Below are 26,241 nucleotides of genomic sequence, written 5' to 3' on the forward strand. Positions count from 1 at the left end.
TTATGTTAGCAAACTCTGATGTCATGCCGCAGGGGTATTGTGGCACGGATAAAATCCCCTTTTGCCGAACATTGACTGGAAATAATCGGAAACCTTGACTAGCGTTTTATTCATCACGGTAACTCACGCTATTTACGTAAAATGACAAAAGCTGACAATAATAAATAAAATCATTACTTTTCAATTAATAACAAAAAATGCATATGCAAGAAAAAGTATTCACTTCAACGATTTCACTGATTAACCTGACGCTATCTCGGCCAAATTCACTGATTAATATTTTAAAGAAGTAACATAGTTAAATTTATTATTGATTTTATGTTTCTTAAAGTTTAATTATTGCAGCCAGAAAATGTGGAAAGTAAGGAAACACCATGCTTTGGAAAAATACCGCCAATCGCTTTGGTCATATCTCAGTGTTGATCCACTGGTTGGTTGCGCTGACGGTGTACGGCATGTTCGCCCTGGGCCTGTGGATGGTCACATTGGGTTATTACGATGTCTGGTATCACCAGGCGCCGGAAATTCATAAAAGCATCGGTACGCTGCTGTTCATCGTCATGGTGGTCCGGGTGATCTGGCGTTTTGTTTCGCCGCCGCCCAAACCGCTGGCCAGCTACGGTCGCTTTACCCGTGTGAGTGCCATTCTGGCCCATCTGGCGCTGTATGTGGTGCTGTTCAGTATCCTGATCAGCGGCTACCTGATTTCCACCGCCGACGGTCAGCCAATCAGCGTATTCGGCTGGTTCGATATCCCCGCAACCGTCACAGGCATGGCGGAGCAGGCCGACACCGCCGGTACCATCCACCTTTACCTAGCCTGGGTCGTCGTGGTGCTGTCAGTACTGCACGCTCTGGCTGCGCTTAAACATCACTTCGTTGATCGTGATGTTACTTTGAAACGGATGCTGGGTAGCAGCGCCGATTAACCTTTGGATTTATGGAGATTGCTATGTTGAAGAAAACCGTACTGGGCTTGACCGCAGGTGCACTGCTGCTGAGCGCCGGTTCCGCGCTGGCTGCCGACTACAAAATTGACAAACAGGGCCAGCACGCCTTTATCGAATTCCGCATCCAGCACCTGGGCTACAGCTGGCTGTACGGCACCTTCAAAGACTTTGACGGCGGCTTCACCTTCGACGAAAAAGATCCGTCCAAGGATAAGGTTAGCGTCACCATCAATACCGCCAGCGTCGACACCAACCATGCTGAGCGCGACAAACACCTGCGCAGCGCAGAATTCCTGAACGTGGAGAAGAACAAGCAGGCCAAGTTTGAATCTACCGAAGTGAAAAAGAACGGTGAAGGCTATGCGGTTGTCGGTAACCTGACGCTGAACGGCGTGACCAAGCCGGTAACGCTGGACGCCAAACTGATCGGTCAAGGCAATGACCCTTGGGGCGGTTACCGTGCCGGCTTCGAAGCTAACGGTAAAATCAAGCTGAAAGACTTCGGCATCACCACCGATCTCGGCCCGGCGTCTCAGGACGTAGAGCTGATTATTTCCGTGGAAGGCGTTCGCGCAAAGTAATGCAAAAGCGCGGCAAAGCTGCCGCGCTTCTTTTCAGGCTCAGTTGGCTGGGCCTTTATCCTCTTCCGGTGCCGGAATATGCATCGTGGTCTGCAATAACCCTTTCGACTTATTGAAAATCTTGATGCCATTCTCACGGCCGGCGCGGCGTGCACGCTGCTCTTCACGCGGCAGCTTCAGCTCTTCGCGGCAGATCTCGCTGCAGCAACCTTCAAATTTGGCGGCGCAGCTCGGGCACTGAATAAACAGCAGGTGACAGCCGTCATTCTTACAGTTGGTATGGGTATCGCAGGGCGCGCCACACTGGTGGCAGTTCGCGATAACATCGTCAGAAATCCGCTCGCCCATACGCTCGTCGAACACAAAGTTTTTACCGACAAACTTCAGCGGTAGCCCCTGCTCTTTCGCTTTGCGCGCGTACTCGATAATGCCGCCTTCCACGTGATAAACGTTTTTGAAGCCGTTATGCAGCATGTAAGCGCTGGCTTTTTCACAGCGGATACCCCCGGTGCAATACATAACAATATTTTTGTCTTTATTGTCTTGCAGCATCTCGACCGCCATCGGCAACTGGTCGCGGAAAGTATCTGAAGGCACTTCAATGGCGTTTTCGAAGTGGCCGACTTCATATTCGTAGTGGTTACGCATATCGACAAACAGCGTATCCGGATCGTCAATCATCTGGTTTACGCGATCGGCCTGTAAATACTCACCGACATTCGCTGGATTGAAGCTTTCATCATCGATGCCATCGGCGACGATGCGATCGCGCACTTTCAGGCGCAGCACCCAGAAGGATTTGCCGTCGTCTTCCAGTGCGATATTCAAACGCACCTGATCCAGCGCCGGATGCGAGGCAAACAACGCGGCTTTAAACGCCTCGAACTTGTTCTGCGGTACGCTGATTTGCGCATTGATGCCCTCTTTCGCCACATAAATGCGGCCAAACACCTTCAGTTGGTCGAACTGGACGTAGAGGCTGTCGCGAAACGCTTTGGGATCGTCGAGGGTGAAGTATTTATAAAAAGAAACTGTGGTGCGCGGCTCGGTTTCCGCCAGCATGCGCGCCTTCAGTTCCTCGTTAGAAATTCGGTTATGTAACACTGGCATGGTGTACTTTCCTGTCTTTCGGAGGTGACTGATTTGGATGCGCGCCGGCCGCAGGCCCACGCGCGGCGCACATAATACCCGAAAATGGGGCTCAAAACAGCATTAACGCGCTGGGGATACCCGGCGCAGGAAACTTGACGCTGTTCACAAATCCCGATAAGCCTTAGGGGGGCTTATCGCCAATTTACCACGGACCAGGAGGACGTCATGAGTCAGCTATTTACCCCGATTACGCTGGGGAAACTGAGTTTGCCCAACCGTATAGTTATCGCACCGATGTGCCAATACTCCGCCGATAACGGCAAGGCCACCGAATGGCATACTGTGCATCTCGGCCATTTGGCATTGTCCGGCGCAGGCCTGTTGATTGTCGAGGCCACGTCGGTCGCCCCTGAAGGGCGCATCACCCCCAGCGATCTTGGGCTGTGGGACGACGCAACGGAACAGGCGCTGGCCGAAGTGGTACAGGCGGTAAAAAAACACGCTACCCTGCCGCTGGGCATTCAGCTCGGCCACGCCGGGCGCAAAGCATCCTGTGCCGTTCCCTGGGCCGGTGGGGGCCAGTTGAACAAGGCCGACGGCGGCTGGCAGACGCTGTCGGCCTCCGACATCCCCTTCGCACCGGCTGACGCCAATCCTGCGGCGATGAGCCTGGAACAAATAGAGCAATTGAAAGCGCAGTTTGTTACTGCTGCAAAACGCGCCGACCGACTGGGTTTTGAACTGATTGAGCTGCACGGTGCGCACGGCTACCTGTTGCACCAGTTCCTGTCACCGCTGTCCAACCATCGCAACGATCGGTACGGCGGCTCGTTGCAAAACCGCATGAGCCTGCTGCTGGAAATTTATAATGAGGTGCGCGCCGTGTTTCCGGCTCATAAAGCGCTTGGCGTACGTATTTCCGCCAGTGACTGGGTCGAAGGGGGCTGGGATGAACAGCAGTCGGTAGCTTTGGCAAAAGCGCTGAAGGAGCTGGGTTGCGACTACATCCATGTTTCCAGCGGTGGCCTTTCGCCATTGCAGAAAATTCCTGTGGGGCCAAATTACCAGGTACCGTTCGCCGAGACCATCAAGCGGGAAAGCGGGCTGCCAACCATTGCCGTGGGGTTAATCACCGAGCCGGAACAGGCGGAAGCGATTGTCGCCACCGGGCAGGCGGATATGGTGGCACTGGCGCGCGGTATCCTTTACAACCCACGTTGGCCATGGCACGCCGCCGCCAAACTGGGCGAGAAGGTCAGCGCGCCACCGCAATACTGGCGTTCTGAGCCGCACGTATTGAAGGGCTTGTTTAAAAACGACTGATGATTCTGGGGTGGATGCTCAGCATCTGCCCCGGCACTCGGTAAAACCGGAAATTACCATCCCTGCCAACAGGGCGATGCCCGCTACCAACAACAACGGATTAAACTGCAGATGAGCGCCTAAGCTGCCCAACAGTGCCCCAGTGACCAATAACCCCGCACTTAACCATGAAGCCAACATGCATCCCCCTAAAATAGTTGCGCGATATTATACGCGCTCCAGGTTTACTGACCTTAGCCTTTAGGGCGTTTTAGCCCAATTAATCGCCAAATATCCCCTATCCATCACTAAAAATTATGTTTTAATGCGGTGTTTTTTCACGTTGCGCGATAAAAGTGCCACAATACTCGGTTATAAACGGCAGAAAATGGATAGACGGCCAAACCTCTTCTGGATGTAAGCCATACTATCACTCTGTTATTATCATTAAATGACTGCTTCTAAGCTGAGAACACATGACTCAAGTTCCCTCTTTTAATCGCTCTTTACTGCATCCGCGTTACTGGCTTACCTGGTTCGGCATCGGTTTGCTCTATTTATTGGTCTTGCTGCCTTACCCGATTATCTATCGTCTTGGCACGCGACTTGGCCGTTTTTCCATGCGCTTTCTCAAGCGTCGCGTGGCGATTGCCCAACGTAACCTGGTGTTGTGTTTCCCGGATATGCCGCAGGCCGAACGCGATGCGCTGGTGGTGCAGAATTTTGAATCTGTCGGCATGGGGCTGTTTGAAACCGGTATGGCGTGGTTTTGGCCGAACTGGCGTATCGAACGGTGGTTCAAGGTCAGCGGGCTGGAGCACATTCAAAAAGCGCGAGACAACCATCAGGGCGTTTTGTTGATCGGTCTGCATTTCCTGACGCTCGAACTGGGTGCCCGCATCTTTGGCATTCACAATCCGGGCATCGGCGTTTATCGGCCGCACGACAACAAGCTGATGGACTGGCTGCAAACCTGGGGCCGCATGCGCTCCAACAAATCCATGCTGGACCGAAAAGACGTGAAAGGCATGATCCGGGCGCTGAAACAAGGTGACATCATCTGGTACGCCCCCGATCACGACTACGGCCCGCGCAGCAGCGTGTTCGCCCCGTTGTTCGCCGTAGAGAAAGCCGCCACCACCACCGGCAGCTACGTGCTGGTGCGAATGGGCAAACCGGCCATTATTCCCTTTACCCCACGCCGCTTGCCGGACGCTAAAGGGTATGAGCTGATTATGCAGCCGGCGGTGGAAAACTTCCCGCTGGATAATGAGCTCGAAGCCGCCGCATTTATGAACAAAGTGGTGGAGAAAGAGATCCTGATGGCACCGGATCAATACATGTGGCTGCACCGCCGCTTCAAGACTCGCCCGGAAGGCGAGCCTTCGCTCTACTGACTTCTGACCCGCCGTTTGGCGGGTTAGTTTTATGACAAACACCCGAAAAGCGTGGTTTTCGGATGTTTGGGGTAAAGCTGAAGACCTAATTCTTTGTTTTTACCAGCACACAAAACATAACGGTCAAACACACAGGACTTTGTCTGCTCTCTTACCCGCCGTTTGGCGGGTTAGTTTTTTATGCCGCAGATCTTGAGAAACGGCTGCAACGGTGGGATGGTAAAGCCCTCACCGTTAATCTTGGAGCCGTTATGTACATCGTTAGCCTGACCTACCACCGCCCGATAGAAGAAGTCGACAGCCACCTTGAGGGGCACATCGCCTGGTTGAAAAAATACTTCCAGGACGGCACCTTCATCGCCTCCGGTCGTAAAAACCCGCGCACCGGCGGAGTGATCCTGGTGAAAGGCATTGATCGTTCACAGTTGGAGACCATCGTGGCGCAAGATCCCTTCAATGCAGTGGCTCACTATGAGATCACCGACGTGACCCTCTCGACCACCACCAGCGGTTTTGAGCTGCTCGCCGGGCTTTAAACAGGCTTTTTTCCGCGCGCACAGCGCGGAATACTGTCTATATTCTATTTTTAAAACTTTATTTCATTTTCAGAATATCCCCTGCCACATCGATTGATGCCACCTATAATTAAGCGCATACTTATCAGGCTAACTTTTTTGCTTTGCCCCCTTGCCTGTGCACACGCGCAAAGCGCTCCTCCTTTTGCAGCAGGAATTTATGGCTTCGGCACCAGAACCCATCAACTGGAAACGTAATCTTTTCGTCACCTGGCTGGGGTGCTTTCTCACCGGGGCCGCATTCAGCCTGATCATGCCCTTCCTGCCGCTCTATGTGGAAACCCTTGGCGTTACCGGCCACGAAGCGCTGAACATGTGGTCAGGGCTGGTATTCAGTATCACCTTCCTGTTTTCGGCTATAGCTTCGCCATTCTGGGGCGGTCTGGCCGATCGCCGCGGGCGCAAGCTGATGCTGTTGCGATCGGCGCTGGGCATGTCGATTGTGATGCTTTTAATGGGCATGGCGCAGAATATCTGGCAATTTTTGGCGTTGCGTGCAGTGTTAGGCCTGCTCGGCGGTTTTATTCCCAACGCGAATGCCCTGATTGCCACCCAGGTACCGCGCAACCGCAGCGGCTGGGCGCTGGGCACCCTGTCCACCGGCGGCGTCAGCGGGGCATTGATTGGCCCGTTGATCGGCGGTTTACTGGCCGACCAGTACGGCTTGCGGCCGGTGTTCTACATCACTGCCGGCGTGCTGTTGGCCTGCTTTGTATTAACGCTGCTGTACGTCAAAGAGCAATTCATCCCGGTACAGAAGAAAGACATGCTGCACGCTCGCCAGGTTTTCGCGGCGCTGAAAAGTCCCAAACTGATCCTCAGCCTGTTTGTGACCACCATGATTATTCAGATTGCCACAGGCTCTATCGCGCCGATTCTAACGCTGTACGTGCGCGATTTGGCCGGCAATATCCATAACCTGGCCTTTGTCAGCGGCCTTATCGCTTCAGTCCCCGGCGTCGCCGCGCTGATGAGCGCGCCGCGGTTAGGCAAGCTGGGCGACCGAATTGGTCCGGAACGCATTCTGGTATTTATGCTGATCGTGTCGGTGCTGTTGCTGATCCCCATGGCCTTTGTGCAATCCCCATGGCAGCTCGGCGTGTTGCGCTTCCTGCTTGGCGCCGCCGATGGCGCGCTGCTGCCGGCGGTGCAAACGTTGCTGATCTATAACTGTACCAATCAGGTGGCAGGCCGGATCTTCAGCTATAACCAGTCATTCCGGGATATAGGCAACGTCAGCGGCCCGCTGATGGGCGCGGCGGTTTCCGCCAGTTACGGCTTTCGGGCCGTCTTCTGCGTGACCGCGATGGTAGTGCTGTTCAACGCAATTTACTCCTGGTGGTGTTTGCAACGCCGCCCGAGGCGAATGCGGGAAGACACCCTGCAAGAAGAGCAATAGCCGCATTTATCACCAGTTCTGCCCTCATAAAGGGTCGACGGCCTGTTTACCCTACTTTTCGTGTTGATACCCTCACGTCCTCTCGTCACGCTCACCACAAGAAAAATACTCGTATAATTATTTGTTTTTAAACAAATAAATAACTTTTAGCGCAATAAATCGCCTGTCAATAACATTCCCGCTCCAACCAACATAAAAACCAGGAAAGGAGATGTTTGTCGACTTTTCATCTAAAAAATGGGATACAGGGACTAGACAAAACCATCATCCAGTTATCAAATGGTTAAATAATATCACGCCAGTTGTAAATCATTGGCCAAGTGAAAAAAGGCTAACGCGCTTTCCACGGTTAACGGGCGCTGCGGCAACGGTTTTGTCGGGTAATCCACATTGGGTGGATCACCTTCCTTAAATACACATACATACCACAGTATAAGCTGCATCACTGCGGCGCATTTTATTGGGAAGACGTTATGCAATCCTCTGTTAATAAACAAGAAAGCCGGACCTTCTTCGGCCATCCTTATCCGCTCGGATCCCTGTTCTTTACCGAAATGTGGGAGCGGTTCTCGTTTTACGGCATTCGCCCATTACTGATCCTGTTTATGGCCGCCACGGTGTACGACGGCGGTATGGGTTTGGCACGTGAAAACGCCTCGGCGATTGTCGGCATTTTCGCCGGCAGTATGTACCTGGCTGCCCTGCCGGGCGGCTGGTTGGCGGATAACTGGCTTGGCCAGCAAAAAGCGGTGTGGTACGGCTCGATTCTGATCGCGATCGGCCACCTGTCGATCGCACTGTCCGCCATCATGGGCAACAACCTGTTCTTTATCGGCCTGATGTTTATCGTACTCGGGTCCGGCCTGTTCAAAACCTGTATCTCGGTGATGGTCGGTACGCTGTATAAGAAAGGCGACAACCGCCGCGACGGTGGCTTCTCACTGTTTTATATGGGTATCAACATGGGCTCGTTCATCGCCCCGCTGATCTCCGGTTGGTTGATCCGTTCCCACGGCTGGCATTGGGGTTTCGGCATCGGCGGGATCGGGATGTTGGTGGCGCTGGTGATCTTCCGCGTCTTTGCGGTTCCGGCGATGAAACGCTATGACAGCGAAGTCGGCCTGGACTCCACCTGGAATAACCCGGTCGCCAAGAAAAACGGTGTCGGGCGCTGGCTGCTGGCGTTAGCCGTCGGCGTGGCGGTGATTATCACCCTGATTGCCCAAGGCATCATCGTGATTAACCCGGTAGCGGTGGCCAGCATGCTGGTTTACGTGATTGCCGCCTCGGTGACCCTGTACTTCATTTATCTGTTCGTGTTTGCCGGCCTGAGCCGCAAAGAGCGTGCCCGCCTGCTGGTCTGCTTTATCCTGCTGGTGTCGGCCGCCTTCTTCTGGTCCGCGTTCGAACAGAAACCGACCTCGTTCAACCTGTTCGCCAACGACTACACCAACCGTATGATCGGCGATTTCGAGATCCCGGCGGTTTGGTTCCAGTCAATCAACGCCCTGTTTATTATCCTGCTGGCACCGGTATTTAGCTGGGCATGGCCTGCCCTGGCACGTAACAAGGTACGCCTGAGCAGCATCACCAAGTTCGTTATCGGCATTCTGTTCGCCGCGGCAGGCTTTGGCCTGATGATGCTGGCAGCGCAGAACGTTCTGAGCAACGGCGGTGCCGGTGTGTCTCCGATGTGGCTGGTGGGCAGCATCCTGATGCTGACGCTGGGTGAACTCTGCCTTAGCCCAATCGGCTTGGCGACCATGACCCTGTTGGCCCCGGAAAGAATGCGCGGTCAGATGATGGGCCTGTGGTTCTGTGCCAGCGCGCTGGGTAACCTGGCTGCCGGCCTGATCGGCGGCCATGTTAAGGCCGACCAACTGGAAATGCTGCCTAACCTGTTCGCACGCTGCTCGATTGCGCTGCTGATTTGTGCCGCGGTGCTGACCCTGTTGATCGTCCCTATCCGTCGCATGATGGAAAATACTCAAGGTAAAAGCGCGCAGAAATCGGCGACCAACGCCTGATAGCCTTTACGCTTTACCCTTTCAGCCAGCGCCCGGTGCGCTGGCTTTTTTATTCCCCCCACGCCCGCTGTTGCAGCACCACCCGGTAACCGTCCGGATCTTCGAACGTCTGCCCATGGGCATCCCAATAAGGGTTGTATGCCGCAACGCGCCGAAAACCGGCGGTCAGCATGCGCCGGCATCCTGTAACCCACTCCTGTTCATCCGGTAAATAAAACACCAGCAAGTGATCCTGCGTCGGTGCCTGCCCCACCGCCACTCCCCGATGATGGGTAAACTCAAGGTGATAACCCCGCTGCGGGTGCCCGACCATTATGCCGTCAAAACCCTGATGATCGCGGAACTCACCCAGCCGTTCGAAGCCCAGGCCCTGGCAGTACAGGGTCGCAATCTCCTGCAATCTGTCGGTCGGGCGTGCAATGCGCAACACCGCGTTAGCTATCGGCATTATTTTCTCCAAAACAGAATAACTTCATACAACGCCATTCCCGCCAGCATTGCCGCAACGAACTGCCAGCCGGCTAACGAGCCCGCGCCGGCCAGTACCCAGGCTGGGCCGGGACAGATGCCCGCCATTCCCCACCCGATGCCAAACAGCGCGCTGCCTGCCAATAAGCGGCGATCGATGCGGCGAGAAGACGGAAGTTGTACTGTTTCACCCAGCAAGGTACGCGGTCGGCGGCGAACCCAAAAGAACGCCGGTGCCGCCACCGCAATCGCTCCCACCATCACCAGGGCCAATGACGGATCCCAGTGGCCGGTGACATCGAGAAAGGCCAGCACCTTGGCGGGATTAGCCATTCCGGCGACGATCAGACCAAGGCCAAAGATGGCGCCACTCAGTAAGGCAAACACGGATCGGTACATGACGTTAAATTCCTCCCCACTGGCGGACGGCCCATACCGTAATAAACCCCAACAGCATAAATACCGCCGTGGCCATCAATGAACGCGGAGACAATCTCGCCACACCGCAAACACCGTGGCCGCTGGTACAGCCGCCGCCCAGGCGAGTCCCCAGCCCGACCAATACCCCGGCGGCGATCAGCCATAAACTGCTGCCGCTAACCGGCATGTCCGGTAAAGGCCTGACGATACGATACAGCCCGGGCGAAACCAGCAACCCGACAAGAAATGCGAGCCGCCAGCCTTTCTCTTTGCCCAGCGGCGTCAGCAGGCCACCGGTAATGCCGCTGATGCCGGCGATGCGGCCATTAAACAGCAACAACAGCGCCACCGCGCTGCCGATAATCCCCCCGCCGACCAGCGCAGACAGCGGGGTAAAATGCAGCCAGTCGAGGGTCATGGCCTCTCCTCCCGTGCCGGGCAATAGAGTTGATATAAAGTATTAAGCAGCGCCAGCGCCTTCCGATCGCAAACGGCATAGTAGATTTGTTTGCCGTCGCGCCGCGTTGACACCAGTCCTTCCTGGCGCAGTACGCCAAGCTGTTGCGAAAGCGTCGGCTGGCGGATCTCCAGCGCCTGTGACAGCTCCCCCACCGACATCTCGCCCTGGCTGAGTTGACACAGCAGCAGCAAACGATCTTCATTGCCCAGCGTCCGCAGCAACGCCCCGGCCTGCGTTGCCGCCTGCCGCATACTGTCGATATCCATCGTCCCCCCAAACAATTTACTAAATTATATATTGTTTATTTATAGACTATAACGCCTCGCCGCACCAGAGGCTGGTGCGAAAGGTATCGGCGTGGCATGCTGCCATTATGATTTTCCGAGGACCGGGGATGCCCCAATAAATGCTGCTTTTTCATGACGCTGTGCCCGCGAACCGCTCGATTGTGCCGGTCGCCAAAGATTATCAGCACGGCGAGTTCGAGCCGCCGCATTACCACGATTGCGCACAGTTGATTCATAGCCTGAGCGGCGTAGTCCAGGTGAATACTCGTCTGGGCAGTTGGGTGGTGCCCCCCGGTCGCGGCGTCTGGCTGCCCGCTCGGGTAGAACACAGCCTACAGATCACCGGTAAAGTGGCGGCGAGAGCGCTGCTGGTGGATCCGCTGGCGCGTGCCGATCTGCCGGCAAGCTGCGAAGTGGTGCAGATATCACCGTTGCTGCGTGAATTGATTATCTGCGCGATGGACATTCCTGCGGATTACCCCGCAGGAGGCCGTGAAGAGCGGATCATGGAGTTGATCCTGGATGAACTGCGCGTACTGCCTATTTTGCCGCTGAATTTGCCTGAGCCACGCAGCGATGCTTTGTTGACGCTGTGCCGACATATTCAGCAATCGCTGGCCCACCCCTGGGAATTGGAGCAGGCGGCCCGCTACATCAACGTCAGCGGCCGCACGCTGTCACGACGTTTTCAACGAGAAACCGGGCTGCGTTTTGGCGACTGGGTGCGCCGCGCCCGTTTGCTGGCGGCATTGAATGCCCTGGCCGCCGGACATTCGGTGCTGGAAGTGGCGCTGGACTTGGGCTATGACAGCCCCAGTGCTTTCAGCGCCATGTTCCGCCGCCAGCTGGGCGTTGCACCCAGCACTTATTTCGCCAAATAACGCGCAGCCACGTTGAACAACGCCTGCAGGGAAGCGCTGGCAGAATCGACGTCGATGCCGACCCCGTAAGCCGCCTCACCGTGCGCCAGCGTACAGCGAATATAGGCCACGGCACGGCTTTGGCTCTGATGCCCCAACGTGTGTTCGTGGTAGTCCTCTATCGCCAAATTCAAGCCAAAGCGCTGGCGCAGCGCATCCACCGCGCTGGACAACAAACCGTTCCCTACCCCCAGCAGCCGTTGCTGTTGCCCTTCGAACAACACCCTGGCACTGAAACTATAAGCCTCGATGCTGTGGCTTTCGGTCTGATAGCTCAGCAACTGCAGCCGCGGTTGCTCAACCAAACCATAGCTGATTCTAAACAGCCGCCACAGCTCGGCGGTGGTCATCTCTTTGCCGCTGCCGTCGGTCGCCTGCTGCACCACCTTGCTGAAATCAATTTGCAGCCCACGCGGCAACGACAGCCCGTGGTTCTGCTCCAGCAGCCAGGCGGCGCCGCTTTTGCCCGACTGGCTGTTAACCCGGATCACCGCCTCATAGCTGCAGCCGACGTCCGCCGGATCGAGCGGTAAATAAGGCACCTGCCACAGGCCGCCCTGCCTCTGCTGTTGGGCGGCAAAGCCTTTTTTGATCGCATCCTGATGAGAGCCGGAAAAGGCGGTGAACACCAACTCACCGGCGTAAGGATGACGGGGATGCACAGGCAGTTGGTTGCACTGCTCAACCACCTCCACCACCTGCTTCAGTTGGCTGAAATCCAGCCCCGGGGCAACGCCCTGGGTATACAGGTTGAGCGCCAGCGTCACCAGATCAACGTTACCGGTACGTTCACCGTTGCCGAACAGACAGCCCTCGACCCGATCGGCACCGGCCAGCATCGCCAGCTCGGCACAGGCCACTCCGGTGCCACGATCGTTGTGCGGATGCACGCTGATGGTCACCCGGTTACGCTGACTGAAACGGCGGCAGAACCACTCAATCTGGTCGGCATAGACGTTCGGCGTACTGACCTCCACCGTGGCCGGCAGGTTAATGATCATCGGGCGCCCCGGCCCGGGCTGCCAGACATCGGCAACGGCCTCGCAGATTTCCAGCGCAAACTCGAGCTCGGTAAAACAGAAAGTCTCCGGCGAATATTCGAAGGTCCAGGCCGTTTCCGGCCGCTGCTCGCACTGCTGCCGAATCCGCAGCGCGCCGTTAACCGCCAGCGCTACCGTCGCCGCCTTGTCCTGTTTGAAGACGATTTCCCGGAACATCGGTGCGGTAGCGTTATACAGGTGCACGATAGCGCGCGGTGCGCCACGCAAAGCTTCAAAGGTACGGTCGATCAAATCGTCTCGCGATTGGGTCAGCACCTGAATGCTGACGTCGTCCGGGATCAACTGCTCATCAATCAGCGAGCGGACAAAATCGAAGTCCGTTTGCGAGGCGGAAGGAAACGCCACCTCAATCTCTTTGAACCCGCACGCCAGGAGCATCTGGTAAAACTGGCGCTTGCGGACGTTATCCATAGGTTCTGCCAGCGCCTGATTGCCGTCACGCAGATCGCTGGAGCACCAGCGCGGTGCCTGCTGCAAAGTGCGACCGGGCCACTGGCGATCCGGCAAGGTCACGGGCGGGAACGGACGGTATTTGATGGAAGGGTCGGTTAACATGGCACTCTCCTGGCGGTAATAAGCAATGCCCTATTATTTCCTGCCGCGATCCCCCCTGCTCCCGCTTAACGGACAACCATCGTCGCGAAACGGACAACAAAAAAATTTGCATCCTGCGCCAGTGCGGCAACAATTAATTTTGACGTTTGCCATGGCGCTTCAGCGCCCCCAGCCCCTGAGCAAAGCTTTCCCCGACTGGAGAAAAATATGAGCCTGTATGCAACCCTGGAAGAAGCCGTTGAAGCGGCGCGCGAGGAATTTATCGAGTCTGCCGAAGGCGGTAACGACGACGAACCGCCGGTGCCGCAACAATTCAATCTGCAAAAATACGTGATGCTGGATGGTGATATCATGTGGCAGGCCGAATTCTTTGAGCAAGAAGGCGAATCGGTCGAGTGCCTGACGTTACGCAGCGGCGCCGCCGCTCAGGCTATTTTCGACGGAGATTATGACGAAGTCGAAATCAGCGCCGAATGGATTGAAGAAAATACGCTGCACGAGTGGGAAGAAGGAGACTTCCAGCTCGATCCACCGTTGGATACCGAAGAGGGCCAAACAGCCGCCGACGAGTGGGATGAGCGTTGAATGATAACGGGCGGGAGCAGACAATCCCCCGCCCTTCACCCTATGATTTTCTGAGAGGCTGCATGATTATCCGCCAGGCACGTCCCGAAGATTTCCCCGCAATTTTGCAACTGCAAACACAAAACATCCCGGCAAACTTGAGCGACAGCCAAAAGCGCCAGGGGTTTATCGTCTCACGCATGAATGAGGCGCAGCTCACAAGCATTAACCAGGGGCTGGGCATTTTGGTAGCGGTTGAAGGTGAAGCCCTGGCCGGGTTTGTCTGCCTGATGCCGACGAATGCGCAACCGCACCCGCCGGTGGTGGATGCGATGCTGGACACGCTGGCCGGCCAATCATTCAATGGACGGCCACTGAGTGAGCAGCGGGTGTTTCTGTATGGTCCGGTGTGCCTTGACAGCGCCTGGCGTGGCAAAGGCGTACTGAAGCAGCTCTACGCCGCCGTCAAGGCGCGTACCCGCAAGGACTTCGACGTGGGTGCACTCTTTATCGACGACAGTAACCCGCATTCGTTGGCGGCTCATGTGCAGGGATTGCAGATGACGGCGCTGGCCCCGTTCCGCTGTGGCGATCAGGGTTACCAACTGGTGGTATTTGCCACCGGGGATTAACTTACTCGTAGGGGCCGTGCTGGGCGTCAAACGGCAGCATAAAGGTATCTACCACCATCGACAGCGGCACATCAATGACAGTGATATACCGCCAGGGGCTGTCGCGCAGATCCCACTGAACGCCCGGATAATATTGATGGCCGTGCCCGGCCCCCGGCACCGTGCGACTGATAATGCTGCCGCAGCCGGTTAACGCCGTGACTCCTGCCACCACCACTACCAGACGAAGAAGAGAAGAGAGATTCACCAAAATGACTTTTGCCCCGGGTTGTTTTGAGGGGCCACAACGCCCGGCGCGAATTTTAACACAGTTTTTGCCTGCCAGTTTGTCAGCATTGCGTAAGCTAAAAGCCAAAAAAAACGGGGAACACGCCTTGCGCATTCCCCGTTTGAGTCACCCGATCAGCTTTTAACGCTGACCCACCGGATGAGCCCGTTCATTGTGTGGCAATTGCTGGTAGAACTCCCGCCAGGCGGCGCCCTGCGGCAATAACCAAACGCGCTGATGCAGACGCGACAGCGCGACAGGATCGCTCAGCAGCTCAAGACGTTTGCCTTTTACCAGCTTCTCCGGCCCCAGCTCCAACGCCTCGTTCACTCGCTGTTCACGATTACGCTCGATGGCACCGCGCAGGTGGTGACGCGCGGTAGCCAGCGCCGTCGCCAGTGCGTTGAACGACGGATTGACCACCGCGTGCATAAAGCCATTGCTCAGTGCGCGTTCACGGTTTAGCTGCAGATATTCTTCCGTAGCCAGCAGTTCGCGAGGAGGAGAATACTCTTCCGGGATCAGGAACAGCTTGGCGCGCTTGCTCTTGATACCCAGCGTCGCACGGCTCGACAAGACCGAAACGAACGGCGACAGGATCAACGAGAAGACGATAGGCGACAACCACCACAGGAAGCGCAGATCCAGCCAGGCCATACCGCCAGCCCACACCAGACCCAGCAGCATCTGTGAGCCATGACGTTTAAAGGCTTCGCCCCAGGGGGTATCATCATCGTCACGCTGTGGCGAGTTCCATACCACTTCCCAACCCAGGAAGGCACTGACCACGAATACCGTGTGGAACAGCATGCGCACCGGCGCCAGCAGCACCGAGAACAGCATTTCCATCAGCATCGACAGGAACAGGCGCACGCCGCCGCCGTATTCCTTGGCCCCCTTCGCCCAGATAAGCACAATGCTCAACAGTTTAGGCAGGAACAGCAGCACCAGCGTGGTAGAGAACAGCGCTATCGCCAGTTCAGGACGCCACTGTGGCCACACCGGGAACAGCTGACGCGGCTGCAGGAAGTACTGCGGCTCCATCAGGGTATGCACCACCTGCAGCGCGGTAGACAGCGCCAGGAACATAAACCACAGCGGCGCCGACAGGTAGGACATCACGCCGGTCAGGAACACCGCACGGTGCACCGGGTGCATGCCCTTGACCAGGAACAGGCGGAAGTTCATCAGGTTACCGTGGCACCAGCGACGGTCACGCTTCAACTCATCCAGCAGGTTCGGTGGCAGTTCTTCATAGCTGCCCGGCAGATCGTAAGCAATCCACACGCCCCAACCGGCACGGCGCATCAGCGCGGCTTCCACAAAGTCATGGGACAAGATGGAACCGGCAAAAGACCCTTCGCCCGGCAGCGGTGCCAGCGCACAGTGCTCGATAAACGGCTTCACGCGGATAATCGCGTTATGGCCCCAATAGTGCGATTCGCCCAGTTGCCAGAAATGCAGGCCGGCAGTAAACAGCGGCCCGTAAACCCGGGTGGCAAACTGCTGCACGCGGGCATACAGCGTGTCCATGCCCGAGGCTTTCGGCGCAGACTGAATGATACCGGCGTTCGGGTTGGCTTCCATCAGGCGCACCAGACCGGTGAGACACTCACCGCTCATCACGCTGTCGGCATCCAGGATCACCATGTAGCTGTACTCGCCGCCCCAGCGACGGCAGAAGTCGTCGATGTTGCCGCTTTTGCGTTTAACGCGACGACGACGGCGACGGTAGAAGATACGGCCATGGCCATCTACGTCGCGACACAGCTCCATCCAGGCCTTCTGTTCCGCCATGCAGATATCCGGGTCGTAGCTGTCGCTCAGCACGTAGATATCGAAATGCTCGAGCTGGCCGGTGGCCGCGACGGACTCATAGGTCGCGCGCAGGCCGGCGAACACGCGTTCGACGTCTTCGTTACAGATTGGCATGATCAACGCGGTACGGTGCGTCGGATCGATCGGCTCATCGCCCTTGATGGTGGAAGAAATACTGTATTTGTCTTTGCCGATCAGCAACTGCAGGAAGCCCATCAGCGCAGTCCAGAAACCGGCCGAGACCCAACAGAACAGGATCGCGAACAGGATCAAAATGCCGGTTTGCAACACATAAGGCAGCAGTTGCAGCACCGACTGCATCAGATCCTGATCCAGCATGGCCATCGGATCGATCAGCGCCCAGCCCTGGTACGGCAAAATGGTTTTCATGTACCAGGTGGCGATGCCGGTCTGCACCAACATCAGCACCAACAGCACATAACGACGCATTGAGCCGACCACACGCCAGCGATTTTCCGCCGCGGCCTCCTCTTTGGAGGCGTGACGGTTGTGTGGTGTACGCCCCAGCAGAGAATCCCAGAAGCGCGCCACCGGGTTGGTGCGCCAGGCTTCCGGGAACATGCTGGTGCGTTTGATTGGCGGCGTAGCCTTGAGAATGCTGCGCCCTTCCACGTCGGTATCGAAATCTTTGTCGCTGACCGCATCCGGCCAGGCGTCTTCGATTCGTGTTTTGACCGAGGCCAGCGTGACGTCATCGGCAGACAGCGTATCGACGTTGGCATCGTCAGCGCCCATCTTGCGATGCAGCGCCTCAAAAGCCTGGGCGTCATCCGCGCCCGGCTGTAGTTTAAGCGCCTCTGACCGCTCAGCGGTCAGAGGCATTGCCGCAAGATAATCCTGGGCAAGTTGAGTAGGCTTATTCATTGGCAGGTAGCTGATAGCTCCAGGTTTCCGACAGGGTCTTATCACCATTGACCAGCGCAGCGCGCATTTCTACCGGCTTCTTGTCGTCTTTCACTTTCAGACGCAGCGTCAGGCGCCAGCCTTTGGTCACTGGATTATAGCGGACATTGTTTTCTACCATTTCACCGTTATCGCCGATGCTCACCTGAGAGGCGACCGGCGTAGCGCCGTCCAGACCTTTCAGAACCGGGCCCACGAAGTCGACCAGGAATGCCACGCTGCCGTCTGGCTCGCGGATCAGGTTGGACTGCTTCACGTCACCGGTTGAACGCATGGTCTGGCTGACGTAGGCAATGTCCTGCGAATGCAGTTTGTCTTCGTCACGGGTGAAATGCAGGCGATAGCTCAGCGCCAGCGGAGTTTTGGCATCCGGCAGAACGTCTGGCGTCCAGAAGGCAACGATGTTGTCATTGGTTTCATCCGCCGTCGGGATCTCCACCAGCTCAACCTTGCCCTTGCCCCAGTCGCCACGCGGCTCGATCCAGGCGCTTGGGCGCAGATCGTAGCGATCGTCCAGATCTTCGTAATCCTTGAAGTTACGGCCGCGCTGCAGCAGACCGAAACCTTTCGGGTTTTCGACCTGGTAAGTGCTGACGGACAGGTGCTTCGGATTATTCAACGGACGCCAGATCCACTCGCCGTTACCGGCATGGATAGACAGGCCGTTGGAGTCATGCAGCGCCGGACGGTAGTTCAGGGTTGGCGATGGTTGGCTCGGCCCGAACAGGTACATGCTGGTCAGCGGTGCCATGCCCAGTTTGCCGACTTTGTCGCGCAAGAACACTTTAGACTCGACGTCCACGGTGGTGTCGCGGCCCGGATAAACCACAAAACGGTAAGCCCCGGTAGCACGCGGTGAATCCAGCAGTGCGTAAATCACCAGATGCTTGTCGCCCTGCTTCGGACGTTCAACCCAGAATTCGCGGAAACGCGGGAACTCTTCGCCGGACGGCAGCGCAGTATCAATCGCCAGGCCACGAGCGGAAAGCCCGTACACCTGTCCTTTACCCACCACGCGGAAATAGCTCGCGCCCAGCAGGCTCATAATTTCGTCGTTTTTATCCGCACTGTTGATCGGATAAATCACCTTGAACCCGGCGAAACCGAGGTTTTTTACCGACTCCGGGTCGTGTTTTACCGAACCGAAGTTGAAGTAGTCCGGGCTGTACTTGATCTGTTTTACGCTGGTGGCGGTGACTTCATTGATTTTCACCGGCGTGTCGAAGTACATCCCCTGATGATAAAACTCAAGCTTGAAAGGGGTTTTCAGTTTGCTCCAGTAGGCTTTATCGTGATTGAACTGAATCTGCTGATAGTCCGCGAATTTCATCTCGCGGAATTGAGAAGGAAGGTTGCTCTTCGGGGCTTCGAAGCCTTTTCCTGCCAGATCCTGCGCCTGCTTGGCCACATCATCTATAGAAAAAGCCCATGCCTGCGAAGTAAACAGCGTGAACAATACGGTCGCACCTAACCAACGTACGCTCGCGGCGCGTGGTTTTTTGGATAATATATTAACTAGCACATCCCCCCCTATTCGTGTGCTCAAATCATTTAAATCCATATTAATGGATTATTCAGCTTTCCGACAACATGATAAATGGATGGTTCATGTTTATGGCTCATAGTTTAAGCAGCTGACTAAACACCAGCGTAGCAAGCCGCGCAACAAGACGCTATGGAAAAATGTGAAACGGTATAGTAGGGTTTGAGATTCGATTTAACCATTGCCGACTTATTAAGCGTGTTAATGACCATTCGATAAAATCACCAGCGGTAACCTATGACTAAAGGCAGCAACCAACGCGAGTTTTTCCTCGATTCAATCCGGGCTTATTTGATGTTGCTCGGCATCCCTTTTCATCTTTCTCTGATTTACTCAAGCCATGTCTGGGCGGTGAACAGCGCCAGCCCCTCCTTCTCGCTGACGGTGCTGAACGACTTCATCCATGCTTTTCGCATGCAGGTGTTCTTCGTGATTTCCGGCTACTTCTCTTACATGCTCTATGAGCGCTACGAACGCCACCAGTGGCTGAAGGTCAGGCTTGAGCGGGTGGCGATCCCCCTGCTGAGCTCAATTCCCTTAATAACGGTGCCGCAGTTTTTCATGCTGAAATACTTCACGGACAAATTAAACGGTTGGGAAAATTTTTCGCTCTATCAGAAAATAAATGTAACAGTTTGGGAGCTGGTTTCTCACCTGTGGTTTTTATTAACCCTGTCATTGCTGACCACCCTGTGTTTTTATCTGTTCAAAAAAATCAAGGCACGCAAAAATAATACTGTTCCTTACCCGATAAATAAAATGACCGGATTAAGAAACATCTCACTGCTCTTTCTTATTTATGCTTTATGCTATTCGGCCGCGCACCGTATTATCCTAATTGCAGCTCCTGGTTTACTTTCCAACGGCCTGTTCAATTTCGTGGTGATGGAGACGATGTTCTATCTTCCGTTCTTCATCCTGGGCGCTTATGCCTTTAAGTACGTGTGGCTGAAAGAGATTTTCCTCAAGCCGTCCCTCGGCGCACTGCTCGGTTCGCTGTTGCTGTTCATTGCCTATATGCTGAATCAGAAGTTTTTGGCCCACAGCAGCTATATGTTTGAGCTGGAAGTGCTGATCAAAACCCTGCTGGGGATCCTGATGGCCAACGTGATTTTCTCATTCGGACATAATCTGCTGAACTATCACTCGCCGCGCATCACTTATCTGGTGAATGCATCGCTGTTTATATATCTGGTGCACCATCCGCTGACCCTGATATATGGCGCTTTTGTGACGCCGCATATCAACAATAACCTGCTGGGTTTTCTGGCCGGATTGGTGTTTGTCTTCTCTTGCGCCTTCCTGTTATATGAACTGCACAAACGTATCCCGCTGTTCCGTTTCCTGTTCTCCGGTAAACCGCAATAATCCATCAAGAAGTACTCTCAGAGCGAATCTTCATCGCCCTGAGGCCTGCAAACGCCAACTTGCTAACCTTTTGAATATGTTACCCATCTTTTCAAAATGAGTATTTTCCTAATAATCATCCTAACCCTCTCATCACATTGCAAAATGACGATCACCTGTTACGCTCATTAAGCATACTTATAAGTTATTTTTTGTTCTTTTTAGGGCTGGGTATTCATATGAGAGAAGCATGGGTCGACTATGCGAAAGGAATTGGTATCATTTTGGTGGTCTTTGGCCACGTAAACCGCGGTTTATACAGTGCTGGTATCCACCTTTCAGAATCATTCTACCAACTGACTGACAGCGTTATTTACAGTTTCCACATGCCGCTGTTCTTTTTTCTATCCGGTTTGTTTTTTGTTCAATCATTAGACCGAAAGGGCAAAAGTCGATTCATTATCAGTAAAATTGATACCATTGTGTATCCCTATATCATTTGGTCATTGCTACAAGGTACTGTCGAAGTTGTCCTGTCGCGCTATACCAACAATGCAGCCAGCCTAAAGGATCTGATAGGATTGTTTACACACCCTCGGGCACAATTTTGGTTTTTATATGCCTTATTTATGGTGTTTTTCATCGCCACACTATTGTATAATAAGAATAAATTCAACTACATCCTTCCTATTTTGATTGTTGTCAGTGCAGGATTGTATGTGTGCCAAGACAGCCTCAGCAAATCCTATCATTTCGGTTATATAACCAGTTTCATGGTCTTCTTCCTTCTCGGGGCGTTGGCAATTCACTATTCCGCCGCCATTGCAAGAATCAACATCACAACCAGTCTTATCGCCGCGCTCGTCTTTGTTTTGCTTGAATGGGTATTTCATGGCTACTTAGGCCTAACGTATACCGATACGGGTCTGTACTCCATGATCCTGGCCATAGCGGCAATTATCTTTATCATTAGCCTGTCCGTTTTGCTGGCAAAGGCAGATATTGCCTGGTTACGGCGATTGGGTGAGCTGAGCATGGTTATTTACCTCATGCACATTCTTGCCGCCAGTGGCCTACGTATTGTACTGGCTAAGTTTTTACATGTTAACAACTGGTCAGCACATGTTCTCGCTGGCACCTTATTTGGTCTTATTGTCCCGATGGTTGCTTATTACTTTATTCAAAAAATGCATCTCAATTTTCTACTGGAGCGACCGCGTTTTCATAACGTACAGCGTAAAGAAAAAACCCTCTGAATAACTGAATATATGAGGGCGATACCAACGCCCTCATCCTCTATTTTACCGTGATAATTGCTATCAAGTTCTTGCCACCAATGTCTGTCTGGAGCACAGATTGCTCACCCCCGTGGCGAAAGTTAAGGCAAAGTTATGCTGGAGCATATTGCCGCTAGTTGTTATAACGACAATGCATAAGTGGAAATCCACATCCCTGCCTTACGGTAGCGATTGGGCTCAATGAACCCTAAGGGACGGCTTTGTCATCATCGCGACAAGGCCTGCAGCATCTCCCTTCCGTCACGACAGAGAGGATTTTTAATGACTGATAAAGACACTTCGGCTCAGGAAGCCGTGCCAGAAAACGCCACCCTGCTGAAGATTCTTGGCCGGTTGCTTTCCGCACTGGACTCGTCGATCAGCGGTAAGGATCGCAGCATTCTGGTCGCCGAGCTTTCCAGCCTTAATCTTGACGGTATTTCAGAGTCAGAAAGAAAACTGGCTGCCGAGCTGATCAGACGGGCCCTGCAGTCACTCGACCATTTATAACGCCTCGCCTGCAAACCATTAAGCCTCCTGGAGGGGGTTTAATGGTTTTTCCTTCTCCGGGCTCGGCAACGCCCACCATTTATTGCCTAAGCGTAACCACAGCAAGCTGATAAATATAGATAAAAGAAAGAAGTTCATCGGTTTCCCCCCACTTCCACATGCTTCTCCGCTTAAATGACAATAAATGCCAAACTGTTTTGAATCAGCCTTGGCGTTTTACCTGAAAAACAGGCTATCATCAGGGAGTATCTGCGCTAGCGCGCAACGCCCTTCCCCCCAGCCTGCAGGAGAACGTCATTTTGGATGCCAGCACCATTAACAGTTTGTTCATCATCGGTGCCGTGTTGGTGGGAGCAAGTATTCTTCTCAGTTCATTTTCATCACGTCTGGGTATTCCTATTCTGGTGATCTTCCTGGCCATTGGCATGCTGGCGGGGGTCGATGGACCGGGTGGGATCGTTTTCAGCAACTATCCGGTAGCCTATCTGGTCAGTAACCTGGCGCTGGCGGTGATCCTGCTGGACGGCGGCATGCGTACCCGCGTCAGCTCATTCCGCGTCGCGTTATGGCCGGCACTTTCCCTCGCCACCATCGGCGTGGTGATCACCGCTGGGCTCACCGGGCTGGCCGCAGCCTGGCTGTTCAACCTCGATCTGCTGCAGGGCATGCTGATTGGCGCCATTATCGGTTCTACCGACGCCGCAGCCGTCTTCTCGCTGTTAGGCGGCAAAGGGCTTAATGAGCGCGTCAGCGCCACGCTGGAAATCGAATCCGGCAGCAACGACCCCATGGCGGTGTTCCTTACCATTACGCTGATTGCGATGATCTCCGCGGGCGAAACCACGCTGAGCTGGATGTTCCCTGTTCATCTGCTGCAGCAGTTCGGGATGGGGATTGTCTTTGGTCTCGGTGGCGGTTGGCTGCTGTTGACGTTGATCAACCACATTAAGCTGGCCGAAGGCCTGTATCCGCTGCTGGCCGTCAGCGGCGGCATTCTGATTTTTGCCCTCACCACCGCACTGGACGGCAGCGGCATTCTGGCGGTGTACCTGTGCGGCCTGATGCTGGGCAATCGCCCGATCCGCAACCGGCATGGCATTGTCCAAACCTTCGACGGGCTGGCCTGGCTGAGCCAGATCGGCATGTTCCTGGTGCTGGGGCTGTTGCTGAACCCGCATGAGCTGCTGCCTATCGCCATCCCTGCCCTGCTGCTGTCGCTGTGGATGATCCTGTTTGCCCGTCCACTGTCGGTATTTATCGGCTTGCTGCCGTTTCGCAGTTTTACCCTGCGCGAACGCAGCTTTATTTCCTGGGTCGGCCTGCGCGGCGCCGTACCGGTCATTCTGGCCGTCTTCCCAATGATGGCCGGGCTCCCCAATGCCCAGCTGTTCTTCAATGTGGCTTTCTTTGTGGTGTTGGTTTCCCTGTTGCTGCAGGGGACCACCCTGTCGTTCGCCGCGAAAAAAGCCAAGGTGATCGTCCCGCCGGCACTGGCGCCGATTTCACGGGTGGGGCTGGATGTTCATCCGGAAAACCAGTGGGAGCAGTTTGTTTATCAGCTTTCGTCAGAAAACTGGTGCGTCGGTGCCGCATTGCGTGAACTGAAAATGCCGCCGGGTACGCGCATTGCCGCATTGTTCCGAGGAAAAGAACTGTTGCACCCCAGCGGCAGCACGCGACTACGCGAAGACGACATTCTGTGCGTTATCGGTCATGAGCATGACCTGCCGGTGCTGGGCAAGCTGTTCAGCCAGGCGCCGGTGGTTACGCTGGATGAACGCTTCTTCGGTGATTTTATTCTGCAGTCGGACGCGCGCCTGAGCGATATTTCACAGGTTTATGGCCTGAATCTGCACGAAGGCGTGGATGAACAGCAAACGCTCGGCCAATTCGTCATTCAACTGATTGGCGGTGAGCCGGTGGTGGGCGATCAGATCGAATGGGATGGCCTGACCTGGACCATCGCCGAAATGGATGGCAATGCAATCAGTAAGGTCGGCGTAAGAATTGTGACTGACTGATCCCTGCGCAAAACAGGTCTGCTGTGCGGCCATGCCCGCAGCGGACCTTTCAAACAGACGGAACTTATACGTCTGGGAAGGTTCTTAAACTCTGGAATAACCCGAACCGGGCATTCAGCTCCGGCGTTTTAACCTTTACTCTGGGAACATCGCATTGCGGTGATGGGTATCGATTTGAACAGTAAAACTCGATTTCTATCGGCCATGCTGGGGATTGCACTGACGGTCATAGTGTTGGACCTGGGCGTCGCCGATTTGGTCCATAGACTCTTAATTGGATAACGTTAACGTGGCACAGCAGCAAGACAAAGACATTCTCGGAAAAATACTGGTTACCGTTTCCGCACTCTGCCTGATTATCGTGGCGGCGTTGCTGATTTGGGGCTTTGTACTGGATTAACCCACCGATCTGACGCAGTAACATTACAACACCACAACAACCATTTTGTTACAAAAAGCCGACATCACTCACCGGTCATTGCGCGTATGCTAAACGCAAAGGGTGATAAAAATGCACCTGATACCTATTAAGTGTTGGCCCGCCTGAAACGGGCTTTTTTTTGCCTTCAGCCCCCCCTCCCCCCCGAATTCGGGGCATAAAAAAACCGCCGAAGCGGTTCTTTAAAAGCGATGGCAATCAGATTTTACAGCCTTCGCAGTCCGCCTCGTCCTCAAGGATTTCGGGGAGTTCTTTCACTTTCTGCGCCGCTTTTTCTTCTGCTTGCGCCAATTCGGCATCGATATCAAAATCGAAAATATCATCACTCATCGTAAATTCCTCAGGCTTATCTGACTTCAATGCGTGAGTATAATCGACAACCGCGCGAGCGGAAACCCTCAGTTAAGCACGGCCACCTGAGGCTGCTCATCCTGCGGCTTCTTTGAGTACGCCAAATCGTAGACGTCATAGAAATCGATCTCGCCTTTATTGGCGATGATTTCCTGCATGCGAGTTTTCGTCGCGGCACCGATCGTCGGTTCATCCAGCAGTGCCTTCACCGACTGCGGCGACAGCGCTCGGGTGAAATACCACTCGCCGTTATAACAAACGCGCAGATCCAGCACGCCAATATCTTCAAAACGATAGACCGGTTTGATTTCAATCAGCAGCATGGCGAACATGAACAGAACGAAGGCGGTGAATGCCAAAAACGAGATAAAGCCCATGTAAGGAACCTGATACATCACGGCGATCACGGCAAAATAACCAGCAAACATGGCGAGACACAGATAACGGTGATCGCGGGCAAACTCGCTATTGAAGCGCAGCTTGCCGTCACGTCCTTCCTGCCGATTGATCCGTTCAATTTCTTTTACCAAGATGCTTTTAATCGCGTCCATAGCTACAACCTTATGCCTTGGGGGGACATTATTGCTATCAATAATCATTCCTCAAACTAACACAGGTACAGTTTGCCCAGGTAGATCAGTTATGCAATTTAATATCGGTAACTGTTATACTTTCAGCGGCTAGCGCTGCAGCGAGTTTTTGCCTTGGGCAAACATAAACATCCGCTGGGCGATATCGTCGGCCTGTTTGATTTTTTGCTTTTGCGGTTCGTTACAGCGCTGAATAGCGCGTGCATAAGCAAGTTCATGCGCCTGATCGATCATCGCAATAATCTTGTCACGCTCCTGTTGAGCCAGGTTACCCAGCATGGTGGTGATGATTGCCTGATAGGCGTTGGAGGCGGCGGTCAGCGACTTCTCTCTGGCTTCGAGCGCCGCCACACGTTGCAATAACTCCTGCAGTTGATCGGACTCGGACATGGCGATCTCCTGTTGCCGGGCAGCGAACCTGCCTGATTAGAGTCTAGCAAAGATCGATTGCAACAGAGGAAGA

Annotated in this window: 29 protein-coding genes; 16 read left to right on the forward strand and 13 right to left on the reverse strand. The window is 54.5% G+C overall.

Annotated elements, in window-relative coordinates:
* Positions 1–374 precede the first annotated feature (374 nt).
* Positions 375–929 (forward strand): cytochrome b, encoded by a 555-nt coding sequence (locus tag H5P17_RS21810; RefSeq protein ID WP_182825164.1) that lies wholly within the window; start codon positions 375–377, stop codon positions 927–929.
* A gap of 23 nt (positions 930–952) precedes the next feature.
* Complete coding sequence (locus tag H5P17_RS21815) at positions 953–1,531, forward strand: YceI family protein (protein ID WP_020826320.1); 579 nt, start codon at positions 953–955, stop codon at positions 1,529–1,531.
* A gap of 39 nt (positions 1,532–1,570) precedes the next feature.
* Here H5P17_RS21815 and H5P17_RS21820 read toward each other — a convergent pair whose 3' ends face one another.
* Positions 1,571–2,641 carry a rhodanese-related sulfurtransferase gene (locus H5P17_RS21820; RefSeq protein WP_044549770.1) on the reverse strand — a complete coding sequence of 357 codons (1,071 nt, stop codon included), beginning with the start codon at positions 2,639–2,641 and terminating at the stop codon, positions 1,571–1,573.
* A gap of 207 nt (positions 2,642–2,848) precedes the next feature.
* Between H5P17_RS21820 and H5P17_RS21825 the strand changes: the two genes are divergently transcribed.
* Positions 2,849–3,946, forward strand: a complete 1,098-nt coding sequence (locus tag H5P17_RS21825) for an NADH:flavin oxidoreductase/NADH oxidase (protein ID WP_182825166.1) — start codon at positions 2,849–2,851, stop codon at positions 3,944–3,946.
* 18 nt (positions 3,947–3,964) lie between these two features.
* On the opposite strand, the gene H5P17_RS26710 is transcribed toward H5P17_RS21825, so the two are convergent.
* Entirely contained in the window at positions 3,965–4,126 is a 162-nt protein-coding gene (locus H5P17_RS26710) for a histidine kinase (protein WP_071827010.1), read from the reverse strand.
* A 275-nt stretch (positions 4,127–4,401) separates the two neighbouring features.
* Between H5P17_RS26710 and H5P17_RS21830 the strand changes: the two genes are divergently transcribed.
* From H5P17_RS21830 to H5P17_RS21850, 5 genes are all read left to right on the forward strand, one after another.
* Positions 4,402–5,322 carry a Kdo(2)-lipid IV(A) acyltransferase gene (locus H5P17_RS21830; RefSeq protein WP_044549768.1) on the forward strand — a complete coding sequence of 307 codons (921 nt, stop codon included), beginning with the start codon at positions 4,402–4,404 and terminating at the stop codon, positions 5,320–5,322.
* A 251-nt stretch (positions 5,323–5,573) separates the two neighbouring features.
* On the forward strand, positions 5,574–5,858 hold the full coding sequence (locus tag H5P17_RS21835; protein WP_182825168.1) for a YciI family protein: 285 nt from the start codon (positions 5,574–5,576) through the stop codon (positions 5,856–5,858).
* Between the two features lie 199 nt (positions 5,859–6,057).
* Entirely contained in the window at positions 6,058–7,296 is a 1,239-nt protein-coding gene (gene mdtG, locus H5P17_RS21840; RefSeq protein WP_044549765.1) for a multidrug efflux MFS transporter MdtG, read from the forward strand.
* 211 nt (positions 7,297–7,507) lie between these two features.
* Entirely contained in the window at positions 7,508–7,708 is a 201-nt protein-coding gene (locus H5P17_RS21845; protein ID WP_182825170.1) for a hypothetical protein, read from the forward strand.
* A 61-nt stretch (positions 7,709–7,769) separates the two neighbouring features.
* Complete coding sequence (locus H5P17_RS21850; protein WP_182825172.1) at positions 7,770–9,323, forward strand: peptide MFS transporter; 1,554 nt, start codon at positions 7,770–7,772, stop codon at positions 9,321–9,323.
* Positions 9,324–9,372: 49 nt separating this feature from the next.
* On the opposite strand, the gene H5P17_RS21855 is transcribed toward H5P17_RS21850, so the two are convergent.
* Genes H5P17_RS21855 through H5P17_RS21870 form a run of 4 tightly spaced genes read right to left on the reverse strand, consistent with a single transcriptional unit; the run spans position 9,373 to position 10,937 of the window.
* Positions 9,373–9,771, reverse strand: coding sequence for a VOC family protein (locus H5P17_RS21855; RefSeq protein ID WP_182825174.1), 399 nt, complete (start codon positions 9,769–9,771; stop codon positions 9,373–9,375).
* Positions 9,771–10,190, reverse strand: coding sequence for a YeeE/YedE family protein (locus tag H5P17_RS21860; protein ID WP_182825176.1), 420 nt, complete (start codon positions 10,188–10,190; stop codon positions 9,771–9,773). The genes H5P17_RS21855 and H5P17_RS21860 overlap by 1 nt, the downstream gene beginning before the upstream one ends.
* Positions 10,191–10,194: 4 nt before the next feature.
* Positions 10,195–10,629: a YeeE/YedE family protein gene (locus H5P17_RS21865; protein ID WP_182825178.1), complete on the reverse strand. Its 435-nt coding sequence runs from the start codon at positions 10,627–10,629 to the stop codon at positions 10,195–10,197.
* Positions 10,626–10,937 carry a helix-turn-helix transcriptional regulator gene (locus H5P17_RS21870; RefSeq protein ID WP_182825180.1) on the reverse strand — a complete coding sequence of 104 codons (312 nt, stop codon included), beginning with the start codon at positions 10,935–10,937 and terminating at the stop codon, positions 10,626–10,628. The genes H5P17_RS21865 and H5P17_RS21870 overlap by 4 nt, the downstream gene beginning before the upstream one ends.
* Positions 10,938–11,077: 140 nt before the next feature.
* Here H5P17_RS21870 and H5P17_RS21875 point away from each other — a divergent pair, with 140 nt between their 5' ends.
* Positions 11,078–11,839 carry a helix-turn-helix transcriptional regulator gene (locus H5P17_RS21875; RefSeq protein WP_182825182.1) on the forward strand — a complete coding sequence of 254 codons (762 nt, stop codon included), beginning with the start codon at positions 11,078–11,080 and terminating at the stop codon, positions 11,837–11,839.
* Here H5P17_RS21875 and leuA read toward each other — a convergent pair.
* Positions 11,824–13,494 (reverse strand): 2-isopropylmalate synthase, encoded by a 1,671-nt coding sequence (gene leuA / locus H5P17_RS21880; protein ID WP_182825183.1) that lies wholly within the window; start codon positions 13,492–13,494, stop codon positions 11,824–11,826. The two genes, H5P17_RS21875 and leuA, sit on opposite strands and share 16 nt — an antisense overlap.
* Positions 13,495–13,701: 207 nt before the next feature.
* On the opposite strand from leuA, the gene H5P17_RS21885 reads away from it, so the two are divergent.
* Together H5P17_RS21885 and H5P17_RS21890 are read left to right on the forward strand one after the other, a co-directional pair.
* Positions 13,702–14,079 (forward strand): MysB family protein, encoded by a 378-nt coding sequence (locus tag H5P17_RS21885; RefSeq protein WP_020826306.1) that lies wholly within the window; start codon positions 13,702–13,704, stop codon positions 14,077–14,079.
* 62 nt (positions 14,080–14,141) lie between these two features.
* Complete coding sequence (locus tag H5P17_RS21890; protein WP_182825185.1) at positions 14,142–14,690, forward strand: GNAT family N-acetyltransferase; 549 nt, start codon at positions 14,142–14,144, stop codon at positions 14,688–14,690.
* A 1-nt stretch (position 14,691) separates the two neighbouring features.
* Here the strand turns inward: H5P17_RS21890 and H5P17_RS21895 are convergent, their stop codons facing one another.
* The 3 genes from H5P17_RS21895 to H5P17_RS21905 form a co-directional block, all read right to left on the reverse strand.
* Complete coding sequence (locus tag H5P17_RS21895) at positions 14,692–14,937, reverse strand: YceK/YidQ family lipoprotein (RefSeq protein WP_156033798.1); 246 nt, start codon at positions 14,935–14,937, stop codon at positions 14,692–14,694.
* Positions 14,938–15,099: 162 nt separating this feature from the next.
* Positions 15,100–17,661, reverse strand: a complete 2,562-nt coding sequence (gene mdoH / locus H5P17_RS21900; RefSeq protein WP_182825187.1) for a glucans biosynthesis glucosyltransferase MdoH — start codon at positions 17,659–17,661, stop codon at positions 15,100–15,102.
* Positions 17,654–19,222, reverse strand: a complete 1,569-nt coding sequence (locus H5P17_RS21905) for a glucan biosynthesis protein G (protein WP_182825189.1) — start codon at positions 19,220–19,222, stop codon at positions 17,654–17,656. Before H5P17_RS21905 ends, mdoH begins: the two co-directional genes overlap by 8 nt.
* Before the next feature lie 258 nt (positions 19,223–19,480).
* Here H5P17_RS21905 and mdoC point away from each other — a divergent pair, with 258 nt between their 5' ends.
* From mdoC to H5P17_RS26715, 5 genes are all read left to right on the forward strand, one after another.
* Positions 19,481–20,611 (forward strand): glucans biosynthesis protein MdoC, encoded by a 1,131-nt coding sequence (gene mdoC, locus H5P17_RS21910; protein WP_182825191.1) that lies wholly within the window; start codon positions 19,481–19,483, stop codon positions 20,609–20,611.
* Positions 20,612–20,829: 218 nt separating this feature from the next.
* The gene (locus tag H5P17_RS21915) at positions 20,830–21,846 is read left to right on the forward strand and encodes an acyltransferase (protein WP_182825192.1); all 1,017 of its coding nucleotides are present in this window, start codon (positions 20,830–20,832) and stop codon (positions 21,844–21,846) included.
* Positions 21,847–22,149: 303 nt separating this feature from the next.
* A complete protein-coding gene (locus tag H5P17_RS21920) occupies positions 22,150–22,377 on the forward strand; it encodes a hypothetical protein (protein ID WP_020826300.1) in 228 nt (75 codons plus the stop codon).
* Between the two features lie 299 nt (positions 22,378–22,676).
* A complete protein-coding gene (locus H5P17_RS21925) occupies positions 22,677–24,398 on the forward strand; it encodes a potassium/proton antiporter (protein ID WP_044549746.1) in 1,722 nt (573 codons plus the stop codon).
* A gap of 274 nt (positions 24,399–24,672) precedes the next feature.
* Positions 24,673–24,798: a hypothetical protein gene (locus tag H5P17_RS26715; RefSeq protein WP_044549744.1), complete on the forward strand. Its 126-nt coding sequence runs from the start codon at positions 24,673–24,675 to the stop codon at positions 24,796–24,798.
* Positions 24,799–25,035: 237 nt separating this feature from the next.
* Here H5P17_RS26715 and H5P17_RS26720 read toward each other — a convergent pair whose 3' ends face one another.
* From H5P17_RS26720 to H5P17_RS21935, 3 genes are all read right to left on the reverse strand, one after another.
* Positions 25,036–25,167: a hypothetical protein gene (locus H5P17_RS26720; protein ID WP_012006291.1), complete on the reverse strand. Its 132-nt coding sequence runs from the start codon at positions 25,165–25,167 to the stop codon at positions 25,036–25,038.
* Positions 25,168–25,235: 68 nt separating this feature from the next.
* Positions 25,236–25,739: a YlaC family protein gene (locus tag H5P17_RS21930; protein ID WP_044549743.1), complete on the reverse strand. Its 504-nt coding sequence runs from the start codon at positions 25,737–25,739 to the stop codon at positions 25,236–25,238.
* Between the two features lie 129 nt (positions 25,740–25,868).
* On the reverse strand, positions 25,869–26,168 hold the full coding sequence (locus tag H5P17_RS21935) for a hypothetical protein (protein WP_020826297.1): 300 nt from the start codon (positions 26,166–26,168) through the stop codon (positions 25,869–25,871).
* Between the last annotated feature and the right edge of the window lie 73 nt (positions 26,169–26,241).

Origin of the sequence: Serratia sp. OS31 (assembly GCF_014164835.1) — a bacterium.
Classification (GTDB): Bacteria; Pseudomonadota; Gammaproteobacteria; order Enterobacterales; family Enterobacteriaceae; genus Serratia; species Serratia liquefaciens_A.